General features: G+C 59.5%; 23 protein-coding genes. 9 read left to right on the plus strand and 14 right to left on the minus strand.

The annotated features are described in order from the left end of the window. Positions 1–41: 41 nt before the first annotated feature. The 8 genes from C6Y56_RS13520 to C6Y56_RS13555 all read right to left on the minus strand — a co-directional run bounded on the left by C6Y56_RS13520 (position 42) and on the right by C6Y56_RS13555 (position 6793). Positions 42–788, minus strand: a complete 747-nt coding sequence (locus C6Y56_RS13520; RefSeq protein ID WP_169430303.1) for a hypothetical protein — start codon at positions 786–788, stop codon at positions 42–44. 44 nt (positions 789–832) lie between these two features. Continuing rightward, the gene (locus C6Y56_RS13525) at positions 833–1513 is read right to left on the minus strand and encodes a C39 family peptidase (RefSeq protein WP_169430304.1); all 681 of its coding nucleotides are present in this window, start codon (positions 1511–1513) and stop codon (positions 833–835) included. Between the two features lie 63 nt (positions 1514–1576). Beyond that, positions 1577–2545 carry a heme utilization protein gene (locus tag C6Y56_RS13530; RefSeq protein WP_169430305.1) on the minus strand — a complete coding sequence of 323 codons (969 nt, stop codon included), beginning with the start codon at positions 2543–2545 and terminating at the stop codon, positions 1577–1579. Positions 2546–2616: 71 nt separating this feature from the next. Then, entirely contained in the window at positions 2617–3186 is a 570-nt protein-coding gene (locus C6Y56_RS13535) for an adhesin (protein WP_169430306.1), read from the minus strand. A 1-nt stretch (position 3187) separates the two neighbouring features. Further along, positions 3188–3637 (minus strand): hypothetical protein, encoded by a 450-nt coding sequence (locus C6Y56_RS13540; protein WP_169430307.1) that lies wholly within the window; start codon positions 3635–3637, stop codon positions 3188–3190. 355 nt (positions 3638–3992) lie between these two features. Beyond that, the gene (locus C6Y56_RS13545; RefSeq protein WP_169430308.1) at positions 3993–4517 is read right to left on the minus strand and encodes an AAA family ATPase; all 525 of its coding nucleotides are present in this window, start codon (positions 4515–4517) and stop codon (positions 3993–3995) included. Then, positions 4514–5077 carry a nicotinamide riboside transporter PnuC gene (gene pnuC / locus C6Y56_RS13550; RefSeq protein ID WP_169430309.1) on the minus strand — a complete coding sequence of 188 codons (564 nt, stop codon included), beginning with the start codon at positions 5075–5077 and terminating at the stop codon, positions 4514–4516. Before pnuC ends, C6Y56_RS13545 begins: the two co-directional genes overlap by 4 nt. 81 nt (positions 5078–5158) lie before the next feature. Next, a complete protein-coding gene (locus C6Y56_RS13555) occupies positions 5159–6793 on the minus strand; it encodes a methyl-accepting chemotaxis protein (protein ID WP_169430310.1) in 1635 nt (544 codons plus the stop codon). A gap of 303 nt (positions 6794–7096) precedes the next feature. Between C6Y56_RS13555 and C6Y56_RS13560 the strand changes: the two genes are divergently transcribed. Together C6Y56_RS13560 and C6Y56_RS13565 are read left to right on the plus strand one after the other, a co-directional pair. Then, positions 7097–7927: an undecaprenyl-diphosphate phosphatase gene (locus tag C6Y56_RS13560; protein ID WP_169430311.1), complete on the plus strand. Its 831-nt coding sequence runs from the start codon at positions 7097–7099 to the stop codon at positions 7925–7927. After that, entirely contained in the window at positions 7924–8352 is a 429-nt protein-coding gene (locus tag C6Y56_RS13565; protein WP_169430312.1) for a DUF1294 domain-containing protein, read from the plus strand. The genes C6Y56_RS13560 and C6Y56_RS13565 overlap by 4 nt, the downstream gene beginning before the upstream one ends. A 2-nt stretch (positions 8353–8354) precedes the next feature. Here the strand turns inward: C6Y56_RS13565 and C6Y56_RS13570 are convergent, their stop codons facing one another. Together C6Y56_RS13570 and C6Y56_RS13575 are read right to left on the minus strand one after the other, a co-directional pair. Continuing rightward, positions 8355–8714: an MmcQ/YjbR family DNA-binding protein gene (locus C6Y56_RS13570; protein ID WP_169430313.1), complete on the minus strand. Its 360-nt coding sequence runs from the start codon at positions 8712–8714 to the stop codon at positions 8355–8357. Beyond that, positions 8711–9619 (minus strand): LysR substrate-binding domain-containing protein, encoded by a 909-nt coding sequence (locus C6Y56_RS13575; protein WP_169430314.1) that lies wholly within the window; start codon positions 9617–9619, stop codon positions 8711–8713. Before C6Y56_RS13575 ends, C6Y56_RS13570 begins: the two co-directional genes overlap by 4 nt. Before the next feature lie 131 nt (positions 9620–9750). On the opposite strand from C6Y56_RS13575, the gene C6Y56_RS13580 reads away from it, so the two are divergent. Continuing rightward, entirely contained in the window at positions 9751–10362 is a 612-nt protein-coding gene (locus tag C6Y56_RS13580; RefSeq protein WP_169430315.1) for an FMN-dependent NADH-azoreductase, read from the plus strand. A gap of 235 nt (positions 10363–10597) precedes the next feature. After that, a complete protein-coding gene (locus C6Y56_RS13585) occupies positions 10598–11635 on the plus strand; it encodes an alpha/beta hydrolase family protein (RefSeq protein ID WP_169430316.1) in 1038 nt (345 codons plus the stop codon). A gap of 3 nt (positions 11636–11638) precedes the next feature. Here the strand turns inward: C6Y56_RS13585 and C6Y56_RS13590 are convergent, their stop codons facing one another. Together C6Y56_RS13590 and C6Y56_RS13595 are read right to left on the minus strand one after the other, a co-directional pair. After that, entirely contained in the window at positions 11639–12826 is a 1188-nt protein-coding gene (locus C6Y56_RS13590) for an MFS transporter (RefSeq protein WP_169430317.1), read from the minus strand. A 138-nt stretch (positions 12827–12964) separates the two neighbouring features. Continuing rightward, positions 12965–14551 (minus strand): ABC-F family ATPase, encoded by a 1587-nt coding sequence (locus C6Y56_RS13595; RefSeq protein WP_169430318.1) that lies wholly within the window; start codon positions 14549–14551, stop codon positions 12965–12967. Between the two features lie 515 nt (positions 14552–15066). Here C6Y56_RS13595 and C6Y56_RS29215 point away from each other — a divergent pair. Then, complete coding sequence (locus C6Y56_RS29215; protein ID WP_243433207.1) at positions 15067–15543, plus strand: hypothetical protein; 477 nt, start codon at positions 15067–15069, stop codon at positions 15541–15543. 572 nt (positions 15544–16115) lie between these two features. Then, positions 16116–17015, plus strand: coding sequence for a lipid A hydroxylase LpxO (lpxO, locus tag C6Y56_RS13605; protein ID WP_169430320.1), 900 nt, complete (start codon positions 16116–16118; stop codon positions 17013–17015). 40 nt (positions 17016–17055) lie between these two features. Here the strand turns inward: lpxO and C6Y56_RS13610 are convergent, their stop codons facing one another. After that, a complete protein-coding gene (locus C6Y56_RS13610) occupies positions 17056–17916 on the minus strand; it encodes a Ku protein (RefSeq protein WP_169430321.1) in 861 nt (286 codons plus the stop codon). 193 nt (positions 17917–18109) lie between these two features. Between C6Y56_RS13610 and C6Y56_RS13615 the strand changes: the two genes are divergently transcribed. Both C6Y56_RS13615 and C6Y56_RS13620 read left to right on the plus strand, forming a co-directional pair. Continuing rightward, positions 18110–18433: a hypothetical protein gene (locus tag C6Y56_RS13615; protein WP_169430322.1), complete on the plus strand. Its 324-nt coding sequence runs from the start codon at positions 18110–18112 to the stop codon at positions 18431–18433. Between the two features lie 50 nt (positions 18434–18483). Beyond that, positions 18484–19629, plus strand: a complete 1146-nt coding sequence (locus C6Y56_RS13620) for a PQQ-dependent sugar dehydrogenase (protein WP_169430323.1) — start codon at positions 18484–18486, stop codon at positions 19627–19629. Between the two features lie 5 nt (positions 19630–19634). Here C6Y56_RS13620 and rimI read toward each other — a convergent pair whose 3' ends face one another. Beyond that, positions 19635–20738, minus strand: a complete 1104-nt coding sequence (gene rimI / locus C6Y56_RS13625) for a ribosomal protein S18-alanine N-acetyltransferase (protein ID WP_169430324.1) — start codon at positions 20736–20738, stop codon at positions 19635–19637. A gap of 188 nt (positions 20739–20926) precedes the next feature. On the opposite strand from rimI, the gene C6Y56_RS13630 reads away from it, so the two are divergent. Beyond that, positions 20927–22405 (plus strand): RimK family protein, encoded by a 1479-nt coding sequence (locus C6Y56_RS13630; protein ID WP_169430325.1) that lies wholly within the window; start codon positions 20927–20929, stop codon positions 22403–22405. The last annotated feature ends 4 nt before the right edge of the window (positions 22406–22409 follow it).

Genomic DNA, 22409 nt, shown 5'->3' on the forward strand with positions numbered 1-22409 from the left:
AAGCCGTCCCTTTAAGCCCAATGATCGAGACTCAGCGTAGTTCAATATCCGATATTGCGTAGTGCTCTGAGTTGAGTCAGGTTGCAGTCCAGTGCGCCGGCACTCATACCGTTATTGTTAAGGACAACGTTGAGTTGTGTCAGGTTGTTGACTACGTTCGCGTTACCCAGCAAGCGGGTATTTTGCAGCAGTCCGCCCTGGGCGACCTGTTGCAAGGCTGTACCCTGATTGCCGGAGGCCTGAATGGCCATTTGCACACCGCCGTTTGTGGCTGAAACCGCGACGCTGCCGGCACCGTTGCTGCCGGAAATGGTCTGGCCGGCCATCAAGGCCTGGCCCTGGGCGGGCATCAGGGCAGGTGCCTGACTGGCTTCTTTGACGTTGATCGCAACGTTGTTGTAGGCGGAGTTGCCGTCGCCAGCGGCGCGCACACTCTGCGTCACGCCCTGGCTGGAGTTGAGTCCCGCACCACCCACGACCGAGCCAGTCCCCAGTTCCGGGGTACTGCCATTGCCGTGTTCCTTGATGGTCGAGACGTAGAATTCAGGTTTTACCGAAGCGGCCTGCAATTGCATCGTGGCCGAGGCCCCGATCAGATCTCCACTGGCGTTGCGCCAGGTACTGCTCATGACGACACCGAAGCTGATGATCCGGCCCGGCATCACATAACGACCGCGAAGCTGTGACAGCTCCGAATCCTGGATTTCGATGGGTTTGAACCCTGCATTGGCATAGCCTGACGCGCTCGCTGCCAGGCAGGCGGCGGCCAGCCAGTATGAGGTTTTCATCTGCTGCTCCCGGGACATCCAGCCCCACTCTTTATAATCGGCGATTAAAAGAAGTCGCTCTGTATGAACCCGAAGTCCATCAATTCAGCATCTTTGACGGGGTTGAAGTTATCCAGCTTGTTCTTGGCGGTCAGCGGTGCCGGAGGACTGCGTAATGCATTGGTCTTGTCGTATCCGGGGCCGACGATGGCAAAGACAATGCCGTTCCAACCTTTGACAAAGTCATCATGGCTGTAGCGTTTGTGTCCTAAAACGGGGTCTCCGATGTAGACCCAATCCTTGTCCGCCCGCTGCAGCACCACGAAATGCTTGTAGCCGCGAATTTCCATCAGTACCACCACCGGGATAGTGACCGCATCGAGTTTTTCCGGTGGGATCTTGTAGCCCCTGGCACGCATGCCGATGCTTTCTATGTAGCGCTTCATGTCGAGCATGGAGAAACCTTGCGTACGGACAAGGTCCTGGTCGGAATTGACCAGCATGCCTTTGATGATGTGCTCTTCATCGACGTCGAGCCAATAAGCCTGGCGCAGTACCGTTGCCAGCGCGGCGGCGCCGCAGCTGAAATCGGTTTTTTGTTCGACGATGTCGGCAAACTTGCGCTCACGGATGCTTTGCACGTTTTTGTAGACGAGCGTGCCGCCGGGCAGGGCAGCAACGGGAATCTGAGCAGCCTGGGTCAGGCCACAGAAGCAAAGCAGAGCGAGGAGGGCAGTCTTACGCATGATCGATACGCCTTTGCGGACTGAGGAAAAGCCCCGTTTCCGGGGCTTTCGTTTCGATCGCGATTACATGCAGGCTTTGCAACCTGCAGCGATGGACAGCGAGTTGCTTTGTTGGTTGCCAACGCCAGCAGCGTTGTTGAAGCCGCCGTTGCCGGACCAGTTGTTGCCTACGTTGGTCATGCTGGCGGTGTTGGTGACTGGGTTTTTCCAGCCGTCTGGAGTCAACACTTGTTGAGTGGTCACGCCAGCCAGACCGAAGACACCCACGGCAACGAAATCAGATTTCTGATCTTTGCCATGGCCCCTGTCGTTGTTGCCATAGCCACCGTGACCGTGATCATCGTCTTTGGTGACTGCGGTGCCTGCGGCCACGAATGCGCCGGCGGCGTTGACAGTGCCAGTGAGGGTATCTTTTTTGTAGGTTTGAGTGCCGTTGTTGGCGACGCCCAGACCCGTCGAGGTTTGGTTGGCGGCAGCAGCGGCGTTAGCTACACGACCACCGGATACAGCAATTGCCAGGTTGTTTTTCTGTTGGTTGAAGTCGCCGGCAGCGTTGTTCACGCCGATGTTACCCGAGCCACCGTTGCCGACGTTGTTGAGGCTGGCATTGGCTGTGCTGGAGTAGTTCGCAACGGTGTTGCCGGTGTTCATTTGAGTTGCACTGGAGGCGGAAACCGCAGCGCCGAAGATGAAGCTTTCGTCAGCAGTGGCCAGAGCGGCGGCGTTGTCTTGTTGGTTGCCATCGCCTGCGGCGTTGTTCATGCCGATGTTGCCGTTGGCGCCGTTGACAGCGTTGCTGGCATTGGCGTTGTTGTTGGTGCCCTGGTTCAGCACAATGTTGCCGTCGCTGGTTTGCTGGTCGATCACTGCAGCGCCCGCACCGGCGGAGATTTGCAGCAGTTCTTCCAGAGTTGGGCCTTTCGGTCCGTGATCATGACCGTGATGTTCATCACGGCCGCCTGCCTGAGCTGCGATTGCCATCACTGCGGCGAGTGCGAAAACCAGTGGTTTGAGAGCCATTGTAGGTTTCATGGTGTTTCTCCGTCGTGCTTATTAGTTGGTTAAGTGTTGGTACTTTCTAATTGCACTGCTTCTTGTTTGGGTCAGTCAGCGACCCGGATGCTCAGGGTGTTAGCCATTCGGTTCCCCACCCCGGCACTCTGGTTCACCTGGATTACCCCGCGACTGCCGGTGAAGGCCTGATCACTTGTCGTGACCTGGCGACTGCCGGGGATGCCAGTTGCTCCTGAGCTCGGTAACAACGCCACGTTCTGTTGGGAAAGGGCGCTATCGTCAATGCTCTGCGGTGCAGCACTGATGCTGATCCGCATGGCGTTGGCCATCTGGTTGTTGGCCCCGGAACCCTGGTTCACGCCCAGTGCGCCGTTGCCGTTACTGAATGAGGTACCGCCGATAGTGGAGCTCGCATTGATCGAGCGGTCGGCGGGGGTGTCGAGTTTCTGGTGAATGATGGTGGTGGCGCTGGCCGACGTGCCGATGGCAATCGATTTGACGTTGGTCTGTTGCTGTTGGTCGCCGGCGGCCTGGTTGACGTTGAAGTTGCCGTTGTACTGCGCGCCGGAGTTCTGAATGTTGGCGCTGTCCACGGCGCCTGGATCGGCCATCACGCTGGTGCAGCCGAGCAGCGCCAAAAGGAGCAGGGAACGATTCATTTCATTGGCCTCCGGCCATGCGGGTCAGCGGAGCCAGACCACTGCTGAGCGAGCGGTTGATGGTGTTGGAAATCGTCCCGCCACCGCCGCCGCCATGGCCGGCGCTCATGCCGGGCAGACCGTTTGGATTGGTCAAGACGTTGGTGCCCGGCAGGCTGGACCCTACGGATATGTTGCCGCGGATAGATGAGCCACTGGCTACACTGGCAAAGTCGCCGTCATTGAGTTCGGTGCTGGTCATTGCCTGGTCGATACGCGCGGACGGGTTGGCATTGACAGTGGTCGGGTAGGGGTCTTTGCCGAATGCGCTGCGTCCGATCGGAATCGGCTGCACGTCGCGACTGAGCACGATCACGCCATTGCCTTCAGCCTGAACGTTGACACTGAGGAAAGTGCTGGCGGCTGATCCGATCAGCAGAAGGCAAGTGAAGGCTTTGTTGATGTTTCCCACGGCGGCAATTCCTTCTTCAGTGGGCTGGCCCGAGTCAGCGTTGTGAAGGAGAGAGCGAAAGCTGTGCCGGTTTTTAAATCTTCCGGGTTTTCAATGGGTTGGCTGAAGAGTGTGCAGCGCTGATACAAATGCTGTTTCAACGCTGAAACAGGTCCCTGCAGTTTCTGCGGGGCAAAGCCATTGCAATGCTCTGGGACAAGGGTTTGCAGAAGGGTGTTTCAGCGATGTAACAAGTCGCATGACAAAGCGATGAAGGCCGTTGAGACGGGGGCTTTGCAGAGGAAGGAGTGTTTCAGGATCGGACACTTTTACCCCTGATCGGGGAAAATGCACGGGGCAGGCACCCGGACCCGGGTCAACCTGCCAGCAGGTTTCGTACGGCGTCGAAGGCTTGAGCCTGGCGCTCGGCCCAGTCACCCTGAATGATCTGCAAAGGTTGCCGGTGCTGTTCCAGCCAGGTTTTGGTGGCGTCGTAGAAGGCCAGACGTTCGCTGAGCGCTGGCTGGCAACGTTGACCGTCGTCTGTCCAGTCGATCTGTTGCGCAGACAGCAGCAGGTGCAGGTCGTAATGACGCGCCAGCAGTTCCGGTTCCAGCCAGTCGGGACAGTCGCCGAACAGCGTCTGGCTCCAGAGGATGTTGCTCAAAAGATGCGTATCGAGAATCAGCAGGCTCGGCTGTTGCGCTCGCGCCTCGTCTTCCCATCGCAACTGGCCGCGAGCGATCTCGGGAATATCGGCAAGGCAGGTATCACGGGGATTCTGCTCGATGAACCAGCGCACGTACTCGTCGACCCGCAGACCGCCGAACTGTCGCTGCAGTCCGGCCGCCAGCCAGCTCTTGCCGGTGGATTCCGGCCCGGTCAGAACCACGACTTTCATGTGCGCAACGCCGGATCGGCGCGCCATTCCCGCCAGCCTTGCACCGCGATCAGGGTGAAGAGGGCGTACAGCGCCGCCGTGAGATACAGCGCCTTGTAGAGAAACAGCCCGACAAAGATCACATCCAGCACGAACCACAGCGCCCAGCATTGCAGGCGCTTGTGGGCCATCCAGAATTGCGCGACCAGGCTGAAAGCGGTCAGCGCCGCGTCGAGCCAGGGTTGCGCCGCGTCCGTCCAGTGCGCCATGGCCGCGCCCAGCAAAAGGCTGCCGACGGCGCCGATGGCCAGCCCTTGCAGAATCGAACGGAAATCGAGCCGGCTGACCTCACGTCCGTCGTGCAGCGTTCCGACGCGGGTCCATTGCCACCAGCCGTAGACTTGCAGCGCGGCGTAGACCACCTGCAGCAACATGTCCGAATACAGCTTCACTTCAAAGAAGACCCAGCTGTAGAGCAGCACCATGACCAGCCCGATCGGCCAGCACCACGGGTTCTGTTTGACCGTCAGCCAGACGGCGATTACACCGAGGGCGGCGGCAAACAGTTCGAGCCCGGACATGCAAGATCCTTGGGGGAGTTGGGAAGGGAGCGGATTGTACCGAAAAACAGGTGGGAAATGAGTTCCCACCTGTTGCAGGGATCAGACGCGGAACTGGCGCAGCAGCCCGTTCAGTTGTTCGCTGAGCTGGCCGAGTTTCACACTCGCCACGCTCGACTGCTCGGCCGCCAGCGCCGTGCTGTGAGACAAGCCCGCCGCCTGAGTAACGTTCTGGTTGATGTCCTCGACCACGTGCGCCTGTTGCAGGGTCGCGCTGGCGATCGAGGCGTTCAGACCGTTGAGGTTGCGCAACGCCTGGCCGATGGCATTGAGACTCGCCCCGGCCAGTCCCGCCTGCTCGATAGTCAATTGCGAAGCCTTGCTGCTGTCGCCGATCACCTTCACGGCGGCCTCGGAATGGTTTTGCAGACGCTCGATCATCGACTGGATTTCCGCCGTGGATTTCTGCGTGCGTTGCGCGAGCAAACGCACTTCGTCAGCCACCACCGCAAACCCGCGACCCTGTTCACCGGCACGGGCTGCTTCAATGGCGGCGTTGAGGGCGAGCAGGTTGGTCTGCTCGGCAATCGAGCGGATCACTTCCAGCACGCTGCCGATCTGCGTGCTTTCGGTCGCCAGCGTGCGGATGACTTCGACGGCCTGATCGATGGTGCCGGAGAGCTTGTCGATCTGTTGCAAGCTGCCGTCGATGTTGACCTGGCCCTGTTGAGCCTGGGCTTCTGCGTCACGCATTTCGCTGGCGGCATGTTCGGCGTTCTTCGCCACATCTTGCACGCCGTAGGTGACTTCGTTGATGGCGGTCGCCACCAGCTCCATCTGCTGCGACTGTTGCTGGCTGCGCTGCTGGGCCTGGGTTGCGTCGTTGCCCAGCTCCCGCGACGACTCGCCCAGCGCGCTGGCGGACACCTGCAAATCGCCGATGACCCGGCGCAGCTTGGCAGTGAAGGCATTGAAGTGATGCGCCAGTTGCGTGACTTCGTCCTGGCCATGGGTATCGAGGCTGCGGGTCAGGTCGCTTTCGCCGCTGGCGATGTTGGCCATGGCGTTCACGGTTTCCTGCAAGGGGCGGACAATGCTGCGGGCAATCAGGATCACCAGCACGCCCATGATCAGTGCGATGACCAGCCCTACAACGGACGCCTTGATCACCTGGCCCTGAAACTCGGCCTGCACATCGTCGACGTAGACGCCGGAACCCAGCACCCAGCCCCATGGCTCGAACAGTTTCACGTAGGAGGTCTTGGCCACCGGCTCGCTGGCACCGGGTTTCGGCCAACGGTAATCGACCATGCCGGCGCCCTTGGCCCTGGCGATGGCAACCATTTCGTTGAACACCGCAAAACCGTCCGGATCGCGAATCGCCGAGAGGTTCTGGCCTTCAAGCTTGGGATTGGTCGGGTGCATGACCATCACGGGGGTGAGGTCGTTGATCCAGAAGTAGTCGTTCTGATCGTAGCGCAGGCCGCGAATCGCGGTCAGCGCCTGTTTCTGGGCGGCGTCGCGGGTCAGGGTCCCCGCCGCTTCCAAGCCTTGGTAGTAGGCCAGCAATCCACTGGCGGTCTGCACCACATGCTGGGTTTTCTGGGCCTTGGCGTGATACAGGTCATCGTGGATCTGCTTGAGCATCAACAGGCCCAGGGTCAGCAGCATGACCACCGCCACAATCAAGATGAGCCACAAGCGTCGGCTGATCGACACACTGCGCAAGCTGTTCATAACGCTGTCACTCCGGTTTTTTTTCTTGTAATAAATCACCGCCAGCATCCAAGCACGTTTCCGTGCCCGGGCATACGCGACCCAAGTCGTAGAGCGCGGCAGCGCTATTACGGCTTGTCTGATAGGATTTCGGCCCCGTGCGTGAAAACCTGAATCCAAGTTGCCATTTCACGGAATTTTGACCGTTTCGTGTGGATCCTTGGCGCGCGGAATCGGTACAGCGACAAACAGCTACGCTGAACGCAGTGAACGTAAAAAAATACTATCGGGGCATGCCTGAGCGCATCGCTCTTTGGGGGATTGATGGACCTTTGGACCGCCTTGCAGGCACTGATTCTTGGAGTTGTAGAAGGGCTGACGGAGTTTTTGCCCATTTCCAGTACCGGACACCAGATCATTGTTGCCGACTTGCTCGATTTCGGAGGCGAGCGAGCGATGGCGTTCAACATCATCATTCAGCTTGGCGCGATTCTCGCAGTGGTCTGGGAATTTCGACGCAAGATTCTCGACGTGGTCATCGGCTTGCCGACTCAGCCGAGCGCCCGGCGCTTTACCGCCAACCTGCTGATCGCCTTCCTGCCCGCCGTGGTGCTCGGCGTGATCTTTGCCGATCTGATTCACAAATACCTGTTCAACCCGATCACCGTGGCCGCGGCGCTGGTGGTGGGCGGGATCGTGATGTTGTGGGCCGAGCAGCGTCAGCATGAAGTTCACGCTGAAACGGTCGACGAAATTCGCTGGACGGATGCGCTGAAGATCGGCTTCGCCCAGTGCCTGGCGATGATCCCCGGCACCTCGCGCTCCGGCTCGACCATCATCGGTGGCCTGTTGTTTGGCCTGTCGCGCAAGACCGCCACCGAGTTTTCGTTCTTTCTGGCGATGCCGACCATGGTCGGTGCGGCGGTGTATTCGGGCTACAAGTATCGCCACCTGTTCGTGCCGGCCGACTTTCCGGTGTTCGCCATCGGTTTCGTCACGGCGTTCATATTCGCCATGATCGCGGTGCGTGGCTTGCTGAAATTCATTGCCAGCCACAGTTACGCGGCATTCGCCTGGTACCGGATCGTGTTCGGTCTGTTGATTCTGGCGACCTGGCAGTTCGGCTGGGTGGACTGGGCGGCGGCCAGGGCATGAGTGATTCCCGCGCACGTCGTCCGGATCGCGGCTCGTCCGGCGGCCGCATCCAGCACCTCAATTTGAAGCTGTTCGTGCTGCTGATCGTCTGCGCGTTGCCGCTGTTCGGCTCGCTGTCGATGTGGTTGCGCGGGATCTCTCGCGTGCCGCTGGCGGCCTACGGGATTGTCAGCGTGCTGGCGTTCTTCCTGTACTGGGCCGACAAGCGCAAGGCCCGCGCCGATGCCTGGCGCACTCCGGAAAACATCCTGCACGCCGTGGAACTGGCGGGTGGCTGGCCGGGCGCGTTGATCGCCCAGCAGGTCTTGCGGCACAAGACGCGCAAGGTGTCGTTCCAGATTTTGTTCTGGGTGATCGTTGCGCTGCACCAGGTGTTCTGGATCGATCAGTTGTTCCTCGGTTCGAACCTGCTGGCGTTGGGGTAGAGCTACAGCAGCAACCCGACCCGGGTTTTCTTCGGCAATTTGCTCACCACCAACTGGTGAGAACGTTGCAGCAACCCTCGCAGTTCCTCGGCGCCCAAGGGGTAGGGCGGGTGCATGATGATCCATTGTGCCCGCGCCAGATAAGGCGCCGGGTGAATGCCCGGCCGGTCGCAATGACCGAGAAACAGGTCCTTGTCGACCTTGAACGCCAGCGACTCACCGCGCAGCCCCTGCAAGGCGAACATCTTGTTGCCGGCAATCGAAAACACCCGCACACCGCCCCATTTGTAGTCTTCCCGGGCGCCCGGCAATGTCAGGCAGAAATCCGCAACGTCCGCTTCGCTCATCTTTCCTTGTTTCATAACAGCCGTTCTCCACAGGCATTGAACGATTCCACCAAATGATCGATCCAGGCACGTACCGCCGGCATCACCCCGCGTCGATGCGGGTATACGGCTTGCAGCCAGCCGCCGGGCAACGACCAGTCCGGCAGCAATTGCACCAGCGTGCCGTTGTTCAGTTCCGCTTCGCAATACATCATCGGCAGCAGGGTGAAACCCTGGCCGGCCAGCACGCAGGCCTTGCGTACGATGAAATCGTCGATGCCCAGCCGGGCTTCCAGCGCCAGATCGCAACTCTTGCCGTGCTGATCGAGCAGGCGCACATGCACCATGCGATCGGCTTCCAGCGCACCAAGCACCGGCAGGGCTTTGAGGTCCTGCGGATGATTGATTTCCACGCCCTGTATAAAGGAAGGACTGGCGACCACCACCATCTGTGCCTGGCGCAGACGGCGGGTCACCAGCATCGGCTCTTCGTCGCCGTGTTCGCGCACGCGCAGGGCTACATCGATGCCTTCGGTGATCAGATCCACGCGACGATTGATCAAGGTGACTTCCAGTTGCACCTGCGGGTATTTGCCGAGGAAGTTGCTGATCACCACTGGCAGCATTTCATGGGCCAGCCCCGTCGGACTCGAAACCCGTAAACGGCCACGGGGCTCGCTGGACATGCTGGCCACCGTTTCATCGGCCATTTCCGCTTCCAGCAGCATCGCCTGGCAGTGACGCAAATAGCGCTCGCCAACCGCAGTCAGCTTCAATTGCCGGGTAGTGCGTTGCAGCAAGCGCGCACCGAGGCGTTCTTCCAGTTCGGCAATGCGCCGCGACAGGCGCGACTTGGGAATGCCGAGCAAGCGGCCGGCAGCAGCGAATCCGCCGGCCTCGACCACTTTGGCGAAATAGTAGAGATCGTTGAGGTCTTGCATGTGGGGCGAATCCAACTGTTCTATCGGTGGGACGAACTATCGCATTGTTGCCGTCTAATCAGCTATTGGTTTCGTAGGTAGGATTGTCTCCATTCCGTCGCCACCGGCGATTCTTTCCAGGAGATTCCACTATGAAACTGCTGCACATCGATTCAAGCATTCTGGGCGACAACTCCGCTTCCCGTCAGCTGAGCACCGAAGTCGTGAAAGCCTGGCAAGCCGCCGAGCCAAGCGCTGTCGTGACCTACCGCGACCTGGCCGCCGACGCCATCAGCCACTTCTCGTCGACCACTCTGGTGGCCGCCGGCACCGCCGCTGAACTGCGCAACGCTGCACAACAGCACGAAGCCGAACTGAGCGCCAACACCCTGGCCGAATTCATCGCGGCTGACGCCATTGTCGTTGCCGCGCCGATGTACAACTTCACCGTGCCAACCCAGCTCAAGGCCTGGATCGACCGCATCGCCGTCGCCGGCCAGACTTTCCGCTACACCGAAGCCGGCCCTGAAGGTCTGTGCGGTGGCAAGAAAGTGATCATCGTATCGACTTCGGGCGGCATCCACGCCGGTCAGGCCTCGGGCGTGGCTCACGAAGACTACCTGAAACTGGTCTTCGGCTTCCTCGGCATCACCGACATCGAAATCGTCCGTGCCGAAGGCCTGGCCTACGGCGAAGAAGTTCGCAACAACGCCATGAGCGCGGCCCACGCCCGCATCAGCGAGCAACTGTTCGCCGCTGCGTAAGGCTTTCGTAAAGAACAGCTCTCGTTCAGGCAACACCCAAAAAACTCTGTATTCTGGTTCTGCAAGGGCCAGATACGGAGTTTTTTGTGTCTGACTGTTACATAATCTGGCCCGGGTTATGCAGTCTTACGATCAACGTCTGAGTGCAGCGCCGCGCCGGATCACCGAACCTCGGAGTTTCGGGCGTCGAACACAACGGATCTTTCGATTGAGTAACAACAGGGTGGGGCATCCCATGATGCGTCTTTGTGCAACGTTACTGATTTGCCTGCTCGGCAGCCTGAATTCAGTGCACGCAGCCCCCGGCCAGTACCCACGCTGGAGCGTCGGTTATCACGAGATGACGTTCCTCGATCCGCTCGACCTGCAACCCATGCGTGCCATCGCGTTCTATCCCTCCAGCGACCGCGAGCACATGAGCCTGATCGAGGGCTATTCGGTCGAGGCCGGCGAAGACACCAGGATCGCCCTCGGCCGCTTTCCGATGCTGATGCTGTCCCACGGCAACACCGGCACGCCGCTGGCCTTGCACGATCTGGCCACATCCCTGGCCCGCAAGGGCTTTGTGGTGGTGGCGGTGATTCATCCCGGTGACAACTCCAGGGATCACAGCCGCCTCGGCACCTTGAGCAATCTTTATGGCCGGCCGATCCAGATTTCCGAAGCCATTACCGCCACCCTTGGCGATCGCATGCTGGCGCCGTTCGTCAACGCCGACCAAGTGGGCGTCATCGGCTACTCGGCGGGGGGCGAGACCGCGTTGATTCTCTCCGGCGCGCAGCCTGACCTTGATCGCCTGCGTCGTTACTGCCAGGAACGTCCGGATGATCGCGACGCCTGCAACACCCAGGGCGAACTGATCGTCGATCGCGATGACCTGCAACCGGTGGCCGACCCGCGAGTCCACGCCTTGCTGTTGATGGCGCCGCTGAGCCTGAAGTTCGGCCGGCACACCCTAGCCGACGTGCATGTGCCGGTGCTCCTGTACAGCGGCGACGGCGACAAACTGGTGGCGTTCGACAAGAACGCCGCCGCCCTGGCGCGCAAACTGCCGACTGCGCCAGACTTCAAGTTGCTGGCCGGTGCGGGACACTTTGTGTTCATGGCGCCGTGCAATGAAGAGCAGATCCGTGCGATGCCGGCACTGTGCACCGATGCTGACGGGGTGGATCGTGAAGACATTCACCGCAACCTGATTTCCGAAGCCGGGCGGTTCTTCTCCCATGCACTGGGCAAGCCTTCCCGGGCGGGGATGCAGACGGCGGATCAGTAAGCGTCAGGCCATTGCCCGACGCTTGAGCCACAAGGTCAGCGCCAGTCCGGTCACGGACAGCAGTGCTGCAACCAGGAATATCCTCGAATACCCCAGATTCAACGCCACCGCGCCCATCAACGGCCCGGCGACCGCCAATGCCAGATCGAAAAACACTGCGAAAGCACTCAACCCGGCACCACGGCTGGAGTTGGGCACCTGCTGGATGGCTTCAACACCCAGCGCCGGGTACACCAGCGACAGCCCGAACCCCGCCAGCCCGGCGCCGATCAGTGCGTAACCGGTCGAGGGGGCGAGCCACAGCAACAACAGCCCGACGGTTTCGATGCTCATGCAGGCGATGGCCGAAGCAAAGCCGCCGAATCGGGCGATGGCGCCAATGAACAGAAGCCGCGACAGGATGAAGCACACGCCGAACACCGTCAGGCAGTAGGCCGCGCCGCTCCAGCCGCGATTGAGGTAATAAAGGGTGATGAACGTGGTCAGGGTGCCGTAACCGATCGAGGCCAGGCTCAAACTGGCACCGAACGGCGCAATCCGCCCGAATACCGCCCAGAACGGCAACCGCTCGCCGCGCACCACCGGTACGGAGGGTTTGTTGCGGATCAGCAGCAGGGCGCCAGCGGCCAGTACCGACAGCGCAATACCGAGGCTGGTAAACCCATAGTCGGCCACCATCAGCACACCCAGCGGCGCTCCGATGGCAATGGCGCCGTAAGAAGCGATGCCGTTCCAGCCGATGGAGCGGGCGGTGTGCTCTGCACCGACCTGGCCCATGCACCAACTGATGGTGCCAACACCGATCAGGCCCTGCGCGATGCCGAGCAGCAGACGCCCGGCAATCAGAATGATCAGGCTCGCCAGCGGGACGTCCTGCAGCAGCGTGGAAACGAGCGTCAGCAAACCGCTGAGCACGATTCCCGACAAGCCATAAACGATCGCCCGTTTGGTCCCGACGGTGTCCGACATGCGCCCGGCCATCGGCCGGCTGAGCAGGGTTGCCAGGTATTGCGATCCGATCACCAGACCCGCGATGACGGCACTGAAGCCCAGTTGTTCGTGCACATAGCCTGGCAACACGGCAATCGGCAGGCCGATGCAGAGGAAGGCGATAAAGGTGTAGAAAACGATGGAGACGATCTGCAGGGTGATCGCCATGGAGCTTTGAGGTGGCTGTTGCTGCGCAGACATGAGGGCTCGTTCGCGGGCGGCGGTGGGAGAGTCCGCATCATGGCTTGGCGGTGAAATAAAAGAAAGCAGGCTAACTATCTTTCCCGGACGCAATAAAAAGCCCCGCCATGGGGCGGGGCTTTCGACTCTAGGCCGCTATCAGAACACGACGCCCTGGCTGCGCAGGTAATCGTCGTAGGTGCCGCTGAAGTCGGTCACGCCGTTCGGGCTCAGCTCGATGATGCGCGTGGCCAGGGACGATACGAACTCACGGTCGTGGCTGACGAAGATCAGCGTGCCCGGGTAGTTTTCCAGCGCCAGGTTCAGCGCCTCGATCGACTCCATGTCCAAGTGGTTGGTCGGTTCGTCCATCACCAGTACGTTCGGCTTTTGCAGGATCAGCTTGCCGAACAGCATGCGACCTTGCTCACCACCGGAGATGACCTTTACCGACTTGAGGATCTCGTCGTTGGAGAACAGCATGCGGCCCAGGGTGCCACGAATCACTTGCTCGCCCTGGGTCCACTGACCCATCCAGTCGAACAGGCTCACGTCGTCTTCGAAGTCGTGGGCGTGGTCCTGAGCGTAGTAGCCCAGCTCCGCGCTTTCGGTCCACTTCACGGAACCGGCGTCCGGGGTCAGTTCGCCCATCAGGGTGCGCAGCAGGGTGGTCTTGCCGATACCGTTCGGGCCGATGATCGCTACGCGTTCGCCGGCTTCAACGGTGAAGCTGAAGTTCTTGAACAGGGTCTTGCCGTCGAAGCCCTTGGACATCTGCTCGATGGTCACGGCCTGGCGGTGCAGCTTCTTGGTCTGTTCGAAACGGATGAACGGGCTCACGCGGCTCGATGGCTTGACCTCGGCCAGCTGGATCTTGTCGATCTGCTTGGCGCGGGAAGTGGCCTGCTTGGCTTTCGAGGCGTTGGCCGAGAAGCGGCTGACGAACGTCTGCAGTTCGGCAATCTGGGCTTTCTTCTTGGCGTTGTCCGACAGCAGTTGCTCGCGGGACTGGGTCGCCGCAGTCATGTACTCGTCGTAGTTGCCCGGGAACAGACGCAGCTCGCCGTAGTCCAGGTCGGCCATGTGGGTGCAGACGCTGTTCAGGAAGTGACGGTCGTGGGAAATGATGATCATGGTGCTGTTACGCACGGTGAGGATCGATTCCAGCCAGCGAATGGTGTTGATGTCCAGGTGGTTGGTCGGTTCGTCGAGCAGCAGCACTTCCGGATCGGAGAACAGTGCCTGAGCCAGCAGAACACGCAGCTTCCAGCCCGGCGCGACTTCGGACATCGGACCGAAATGCTGTTCCAGCGGAATGCCCAGGCCCAGCAGCAGTTCACCGGCGCGGGATTCAGCGGTGTAGCCGTCCATTTCGGCGAACTCGGTTTCCAGCTCGGCCACGGCCATTCCGTCTTCTTCGCTCATTTCCGGCAGCGAATAGATACGATCGCGCTCGGCCTTGACCTTCCACAGCTCTTCGTGACCCATGATCACAGTGTCGATCACGGTGAACTCTTCGTAGGCGAACTGATCCTGACGCAGCTTACCCAGGCGCACGTTCGGCTCGAGCATCACCTGGCCGGCAGACGGCTCCAGATCGCCGCCGAGGATTTTCATGAACGTCGACTTGCCGCATCCGTTGGCGCCGATCAGGCCATAACGGTTGCCGTTGTTGAATTTCACCGAAACGTTTTCGAACAGCGGCTTTGCGCCGAACTGCATCGTGATATTAGCTGTGGAGATCAATTGCTTTACCTATCAATGGGTTGCGAGCCGCACATTTGGCGCTTGGGCCACTTCTGGGGCATTTTGGAGCTTTTTCTTCCCGGGCACGGTCACCGTCAGCGTCGAGCCAGCGGGCGTGGGGCGAGAGCAGCCTCTGGACGCAGCGTCCAAGCTGTTGGGCAATAAAGGCGGGATTCATGCCAGACATTGCGCGCATTGTCGCATAAGTAATGCGGCAGTTGTATGGCGGACGATAACGAACCTGCGGCCCGGCCGGCGGCGTCGCGTCCTTCGGTCACTCCGCGCAAGCGGTAATACCTGCAATTTCGTCCAGGTTTCAACAAGGGATTTTTTTCACTGAGGAGCAGCCCGCCGGGTTCGGATGTTTCCTGACCATTTCACGGGTAGCAATAGCGACATGTTCTCACCCACTTTATATGTGAGGTATCGCTACCTTGTTTTATCGCTCGTGGTTGAACTCGATGTCCCCGAGTGCGTCCTAGATGGCAGTAAAATCAACCCTTGTGGATGCCATCATGCGTTTCAAAAGTAAAAACCTCGTTGCCGTCATGTCGTGCGTAATGATGTTTGCTGCGGCGCCGTTACTGCCTGCCGGACTGTCCGTCATGGCTTCTGCCTATGCCAAGGATGGCGGTGGTCATGGTGGTGGTAACGGTGGTGCGGGTGGCGGTGGCGGCAGTCACGGTGGCGGTGTCGGCGGTGCCGGGCATGGCGGCGATAGCGCCGGGCACTCAGCCAGCGCTTCCAATAATGGTCGTGCCGAAGGCCAGGAGGCGGATCATGAAGGCAGGGCCGTTCGGGATCACGGCGTGAGTGGTCAGCACACGGGACGTGACCACAACGCTGATCGTGGACACGGTACAGCGACTTCAGGTGTTGCACATTCTAAAGCGACACGGGGCTTGTCGAAGGCGACGGCGATCTCGGCTACAACGCCAGGCGATCACAATACCAAGGGATTGAGCAAGGCCAGCCTTTCCACCTCCAAATAAACGCGCTTCATGATTCGCCAGGTCGATTGGTTTCATTAATCCTTTGGCCTGGCGGATCATCCGTATCTCGCTTCAGCATTTGCGGCACTCTGCTCCAGTCCACCGGGCCATTCGTTTGTTGTGGCCGGATTCCCATCTGTTTCGATCCTGAATCGTCCTGCCAAGCACACGCGCATTCAGAGACAAACTCTGCAGTGCTCTTCTGATTTCTTCGGTAGGGTTCCAGGAAATCAACGCCTCAAGCTGCCTTCAGCACCACGTCTGGCGCGCTGCCGCCACTTCTTTTCGTCGAACTCAATCTGCCGTAACGCTGATGTCACTGGCATGGCTGGCGCGCGCGCGATCGCAACGGCTGCCGTTTGGCCGAATCAGCGGACAGTTTTTCACAGATGAGGTTCACCATTGGTTACAAAGTATGGCTAAAATGCCATCCGATCACCCAATAGCCGCTAACGGCAAGGGCTCAAGGAAGTGCCACCGGGACAGTATTTGTATTCATGCCACTGCATCAGACCCTGAGCCAATGGCCGGCAGGCGCGCAGTTTGTTCATTTTTGACGTGTGACGATTTCCGTGAAACTCATCATTGCTGCTATTTATGTCATTTCCATTGCATACGTACACCTGCGCGGTCGTGTGCGTCACAAACTGGGCCGTCAGTTGAGCGACCACTCGACGTTTCTCGCGCCGATCAACTGCTTCCTTTATCTGTTTTCGAAGAAACCGAACAAACCCTACCTCGACCCGAAGGACTTTCCCGATCTGAGCCCGTTGCAGGCCCATTGGGAAGAAATCCGCGAGGAAGGTCAGAATCTGCTGCGAGCCGGTGCGATCAAGCGCTCCAACCAGTATGACGATGTTGGTTTCAACTCCTTCTTCAAGACCGGTTGGAAGCGTTTCTACCTGAAATGGTACGGCGACAGCCATCCGTCGGCGCTGCAACTGTGCCCGCGCACCACTGAGCTGGTGCAGAGCATCGGTTCGATCAAGGCGGCGATGTTCGCCGAACTGCCACCGGGTTCTAAACTGGTGCGTCACCGTGACCCGTATGCCGGTTCCTACCGTTATCACCTGGGGCTGGAAACGCCGAACAACGCCGGTTGCTACATCAATGTCGATGGCGAGAACTATCACTGGCGCGACGGTGAAGCGGTGATGTTCGACGAGACCTACATTCACTACGCGGAAAACACCACCGACCAGAACCGCATCATTCTGTTCTGCGACGTCGAACGCCCGATGAAGTATCGCTGGGCCGCTGCATTCAATGGCTGGTTCAGCCGTACCGTGATGTCGGCCGCCGGTGCACCGAACGATGCGGGCGATCGCACCGGCGGTATCAACCGCTTGTTTACCAAAATCTACAAGATCCGCCTGCGTGGCAAAGAGCTGAAAAAGCGCAATCGCGCGCGCTATTACCTGGAAAAGTGGGCGATCTTTGGTGGTCTGCTGGCGATCTTCATTCTGATTTGATAGATCGGGCGACTGTTGAAAGACAGTCGCCCGATTTCATTTACGAGGCCTTTCTGGTTTTTTTGGCCGTCGTTGTCTTGCTGGCAGCCTTGGCCTTGGGTTTGGCAGCAGCCTTGCCACCCAGACTGCGCTTGAGCAGTTCCGTCAGATCGATCACATCCGCAGACTTGCGCTCTTCTTCGCCGTCAACGGTCTCAACGTCCTCGATCTTGCCTTCATGGGCCTTCTTGTCCACCAGGGCCATGATCTTGTCCTCGAACTCGTCGCGGTAATCCTCGGGATTCCAGTCGGCGCTCATGTCTTCAACAAGCCGTTTGGCCATGTCCAGTTCGGCTTTGGCTAACTGGGGTTTGGTCACTTCGCTGCCCAGCGCCAGTTCGTCCAGGCTGCGTACCTCCTGCGGCCAGCGCAGTTTGACCAATACCAGCGCAGACTCCAGAGGCATCAACGCCGCCAGATACTGACGTGTGTGTAAAACCACCCGGGCGAGGGCGACCTTGTGGGTTTTGTTCAGGGTTTCGCGCAGCAGGGCGTAGACCTTGCCGCCGCGCTTGTCGGGCGCCAGGTAGTAGGGCGTGTCGATGTTCTGCAGCGGGATCTGCGCGCTGTCGACGAAGGAAAAAATATCGATGGTCTGGGTCGAAACCGGGTGCGCCGAGCGAATCTCCTCCTCGCTGAGCACCACATACCGGCCTTTTTCGAATTGCACGCCTTTGACAATGTGGTCCTTGGTGACTTCCTTGCCGGTGACCTTGTTGACCCGTTTATAGCCCACCGGGTCCATGCTGCGGCTGTCCAGCCAGTCAAAGTCCACGCCCTGCGACGAGGTGGCCGAGACCAGCGCCACAGGGATGTGCACCAGACCGAAACTGATTGCGCCTTTCCAGATTGCCCGAGCCATGGTGCTGTTCTCCGAGTGATGTTCGGGTGACCTGTTTGCCAGCGTAAAAGTTTCTGTTGTTTGCGGGGGCGGCGGTAAACGGCAGGTCAAGCCGTGTTACATCTTGTTTAGCGGTGACGGGTTAACAAATCCGAACCCTCGGCGTAGCGTGGACTCGAAGGCTCTGACCCCAGCGCATCGAGAGAGGCCGTTCATGAACCGTTTTCTGTTTGGCATCACATTGCTGGCCCTCACTGGCGGGCTGGTTCACGCCGATACTCTGCGGCTGGCGCAAAGTCCGACCGGCAACAGCAGCAATCCCTACAACAGCCCGATTCACCGGGCCAATCCCAACAGCATGCAGGGCACCCAGCCTGCCAATCCGGTGATCCGCGGGCCGAATACGGCGCCAGTGCCGCGCCAGCCTACCGTCGAGAACGGCGGCATCGGCAATGGTCAGCCATTGCGCTCGGTGCCGAGCACACCGCCGAAATTCATTCCCAATCCACCCGCCCGTGACGGCGACAGCAACCGTTGAATGGCAGAACCGTTTCTGTCAGCCCTTCAAACGAACAAAAGGAATCGTGCATGTTGCGTAAAACCCTTTTAGCCGGCTTGTGTGCCAGCGCAGTGATCTGCGGCCCGGTATCCGCCGACGCTCCCAAAGCGCTGCAAAGCGAACAGGGCACCCTTGAAGTCACCACCATTACGCAGGGTCTTGAGCATCCGTGGGCCCTGGCGTTCCTGCCGGATCGTCAGGGCATGCTGGTGACAGAACGTCCGGGCAACCTGCGGGTGGTCGGGGCTGACGGCAAGCTGTCGGCGCCGATCGATGGCGTTCCCAAGGTCTGGGCCAAGGGGCAGGGCGGATTGCTGGATGTGGTGCTGTCGCCGGACTTCAAACAGGATCGGCTGGTGTACCTGTCTTACGCTGAGGGCGGTGGGGCCGGTGACAAGGCTGGCACGGCGGTAGGGCGCGGGCGTCTGTCGGACGACCTCAAAACCCTGAAGGATTTCAACGTGATCTTCCGTCAGGAACCGAAATTGTCGGTCGGCAATCACTTTGGCTCGCGCCTGGTGTTCGACCGTGATGGTTATCTGTTCATCACCCTCGGCGAATACAACGACCGCCCGACCGCACAGGATCTGGACAAGCTGCAGGGCAAAGTCGTGCGGATCTATCCGGACGGCAAGGTGCCGGATGACAATCCGTTTGTCGGTCAGTCCGGTGTCCGCCCGGAGATCTGGTCCTATGGCCATCGCAACCCGCAGGGGGCAGCGCTCAATCCATGGAGCGGCACTTTGTGGGAAAACGAACACGGTCCTCGCGGCGGCGACGAGGTGAACATCATCGAACGCGGAAAAAACTATGGCTGGCCGCTGGCAACCCACGGCATCAACTACTCGATGCAGCCTATTCCGGAAGCCCAGGGTAAAACCGTCGAAGGCACCGTCGCACCGCATCATGTCTGGGAAAAATCACCGGGTGTCAGCGGTATGGCGTTCTACGATGGCGACCGCTTCAAACCCTGGCAGCACAACGTGTTCATCGGCGCGCTTGTCACGCAGGAGCTGATCCGCCTGCAGTTCGATGGCGACAAGGTGGTGCATGAAGAACGTCTGCTGGGCCACCTGAAGCGACGGATCCGCGACGTCCGGCAAGGGCCGGATGGTTACCTTTATGTGCTGACGGACGAGTCCGATGGTGCGCTGTACAAGGTCGGACTCAAATGAACGCGTCATACAGGTGAGCGGGCGTAGAGCACCACTGCTGCCCGCAGCTTGCCCCGGCCGAACCGACACATTTTTTCGAACTCCCCATGGCTGACCGGCACATGCTGGCAGTCCATGGGCTGGCGATGCTGGCTGTGGTCGACATCCGGGTCATGCAGATAAACGAAGTCTTCGTCGCAGTCGGTGACGATCACCCAGTGCGGTGACTTGGAGCGAGTCAGACGATAGCTGCTGATCAGCACCAAAGGTTGCCCGCCGGCGTTGAGCAGGCGGGGCAAATCCAGTGTCGTGCCGATGATTTGATCGACATCGGTGTCGTTCAGCTGTGCCATGAACTCGTCATGCACCAGGCGCATGACGTCTTTTTTATGCATGTCACGCACGCCGTCGAGAAACAGCGGCCCGGTCATGCTCAGCTGCAAACGCACGCAAAACCCTCTGCGCCATGCAGCCAAAGCCAGCCCTTGAGGGCTGCAGCCACCATGGCCGGCGGTCATGAACACCGTGGTTGCTTCGCGCCAGACCTGCAATTCTTCGCGACGCTCCAGCACACGAGCTGCCTGCAAGGCACCCATTGCCATCAGCAAGCAGGCCGGACCGCAGGTGAAATCGGTGGTCTGCCGGTAATAGGGCACCTTGATGCTGCGTGAGTCGTGGTGTTGCAGAATGCGCTTTTCCAGACGCAACGCGTCCGCATGGTCTTCGTAGTAGTCGTGAATCAGCGCAAAGCGCCGATAGCCACTGCGTTCGTACAGCGCGATGGCGGCGGGGTTGTCAGTGCGCACCTCCAGCCGCAGGTAAACGCAGTCGTGCTCAAGGGCACAGGCCTCGATGCGCTGCAGCAATTGCTTGCCCAGGCCTGCACCCCGGGCATCGGGGGAAATGGCGATGGAATACAACCGCGCAAGTGACGTGCCCCGATGAAACAGCACCAGCGCATAACCCAGCAGTTGACCTCCGCGTTCGGCCACCCACAATTGGCCGTGGGCGCGGGTGATCATCCATTGAAAGCTGCGGCGGGTGAGCCGGTCCGTGGTGAAACAGTGCATTTCCAGTGCCAGCAGCGCCGGTAAATCATCAACTGTCGCCAATCGAAAAACAGTGTTCATATGACCGCCGTAAAAGTTGCGTAACGAAACGGGACTTTCGAAAAAGTTCGTGCTTAATAGAAAAGGTCTTGTTCTCCAACGGATCAATTTCTATGTCAGCGGTACAGGGTCATTGGCGCGAAGTATCCATTCAAAGTTTGCCACCGGCAACTTATTTAAAACCGCAGGTCAGAACTTCCAGTCAAGTGATGATCATCGTCGAACGCAAGGAGGACTGGGCCTCGTACTTTCCCAGCGAAGACATCCTGACGGCCCAGGAATATCTCGAACAACCGCCCGACAGCGAGCCGGGAAAACGGGTGCAGGTGATCAACCTGTGCCGCAGCTACAAGTATCTTGGGCACGGCTACTATTGCTCGCTGCTGGCTGAAGCCCGAGGGCACAAGGTGATTCCGTCGGTACGCACCATCAGCGAGCTGACCCGAAAATCGCTTTACGGTCTGGCGCTGGACGACCTGGATAAAACCCTGGAAAAAGCCCTCAGTCATCATCTCTACAACGACACTGAAGGTTTTACGCTGACACTTTATTTCGGCAGAACGCATATCGAACCGTTACAGGATCTGGCCCGGCAATTGTTTGAAGTGTTCCCGTGTCCGATTCTGTTAGTTGAATTCCGTCGAACTAACGGATGGCACATCGAAGGCATAAAGTCCGGTGCCCTGCACAAGTTGCGCGACGATCAGGAAGATCAGTTCGCCAATGCGCTGGACGGTTTCAGCCGCAAGATCTGGCGTGTACCGCGTTCGCCGCAAGTGGCGCGTTATGACCTGGCAATCCTGCACGATCCGCAAGAAGCCTTGCCACCGTCCAATGCCCGCGCACTGGAAAACTTCGTGCGAGTCGGCAAAGGCATGGGCATCGATGTCGAGCTGATCGAACGCAAGGACTACGCACGGCTGGCCGAGTACGACGGCTTGCTGATCCGCGAGACCACCAGCGTCGACAACCACACCTACCGCTTCGCCAAGAAAGCCGAGAGCGAAGGGCTGGTGGTGATGGACGACCCGACGTCGATCCTGCGCTGCACCAACAAGGTCTATCTCACTGACCTGCTCAACAGCCATCAACTGGGCATGCCCGCCACGGAAATTCTCTACAAGGAGCGACCCGAAGACTTCGAACGGGTCGGCGAACGCCTCGGTTTTCCGTTGGTGCTGAAGATCCCGGATGGCTGTTTCTCCCGTGGTGTGATCAAGGTCGAGAGCCAGGAGGCTTTGCTCGAAGCCACCGCCGAACTCTTCGAACACTCGGTGCTGTTGCTGGCCCAGGAATTTTTCTACACCGAGTACGACTGGCGCATCGGCGTGCTCAACCGCAAACCGATCTTTGCCTGCCAGTACTTCATGTCCAAGGGCCACTGGCAGATCTACAACCACAAGGCCAAGGGCCAGGACGTCAACGGCGAATGTCGCACGTTGGCGATCCACGAAGCGCCGCGTGCCGTAGTGGAGCTGGCGGTGAAGACCGCCAACCTGATCGGCGACGGTTTGTACGGCGTCGACCTGAAACAGGCCGGCGACAAAGTGGTGGTGATCGAGGTCAACGACAACCCGAACCTCGACGCCGGCATCGAAGACGCTTACTTACAGGACGATCTGTATTCGTTGGTACTGGAAGAGTTCGTGCGCCGTCTCGAGCTCAAACGCCGTGGCCAGGCCTGGTGACCGG

The organism is Pseudomonas fluorescens (assembly GCF_012974785.1).
Classification (GTDB): domain Bacteria; phylum Pseudomonadota; class Gammaproteobacteria; order Pseudomonadales; family Pseudomonadaceae; genus Aquipseudomonas; species Aquipseudomonas fluorescens_BT.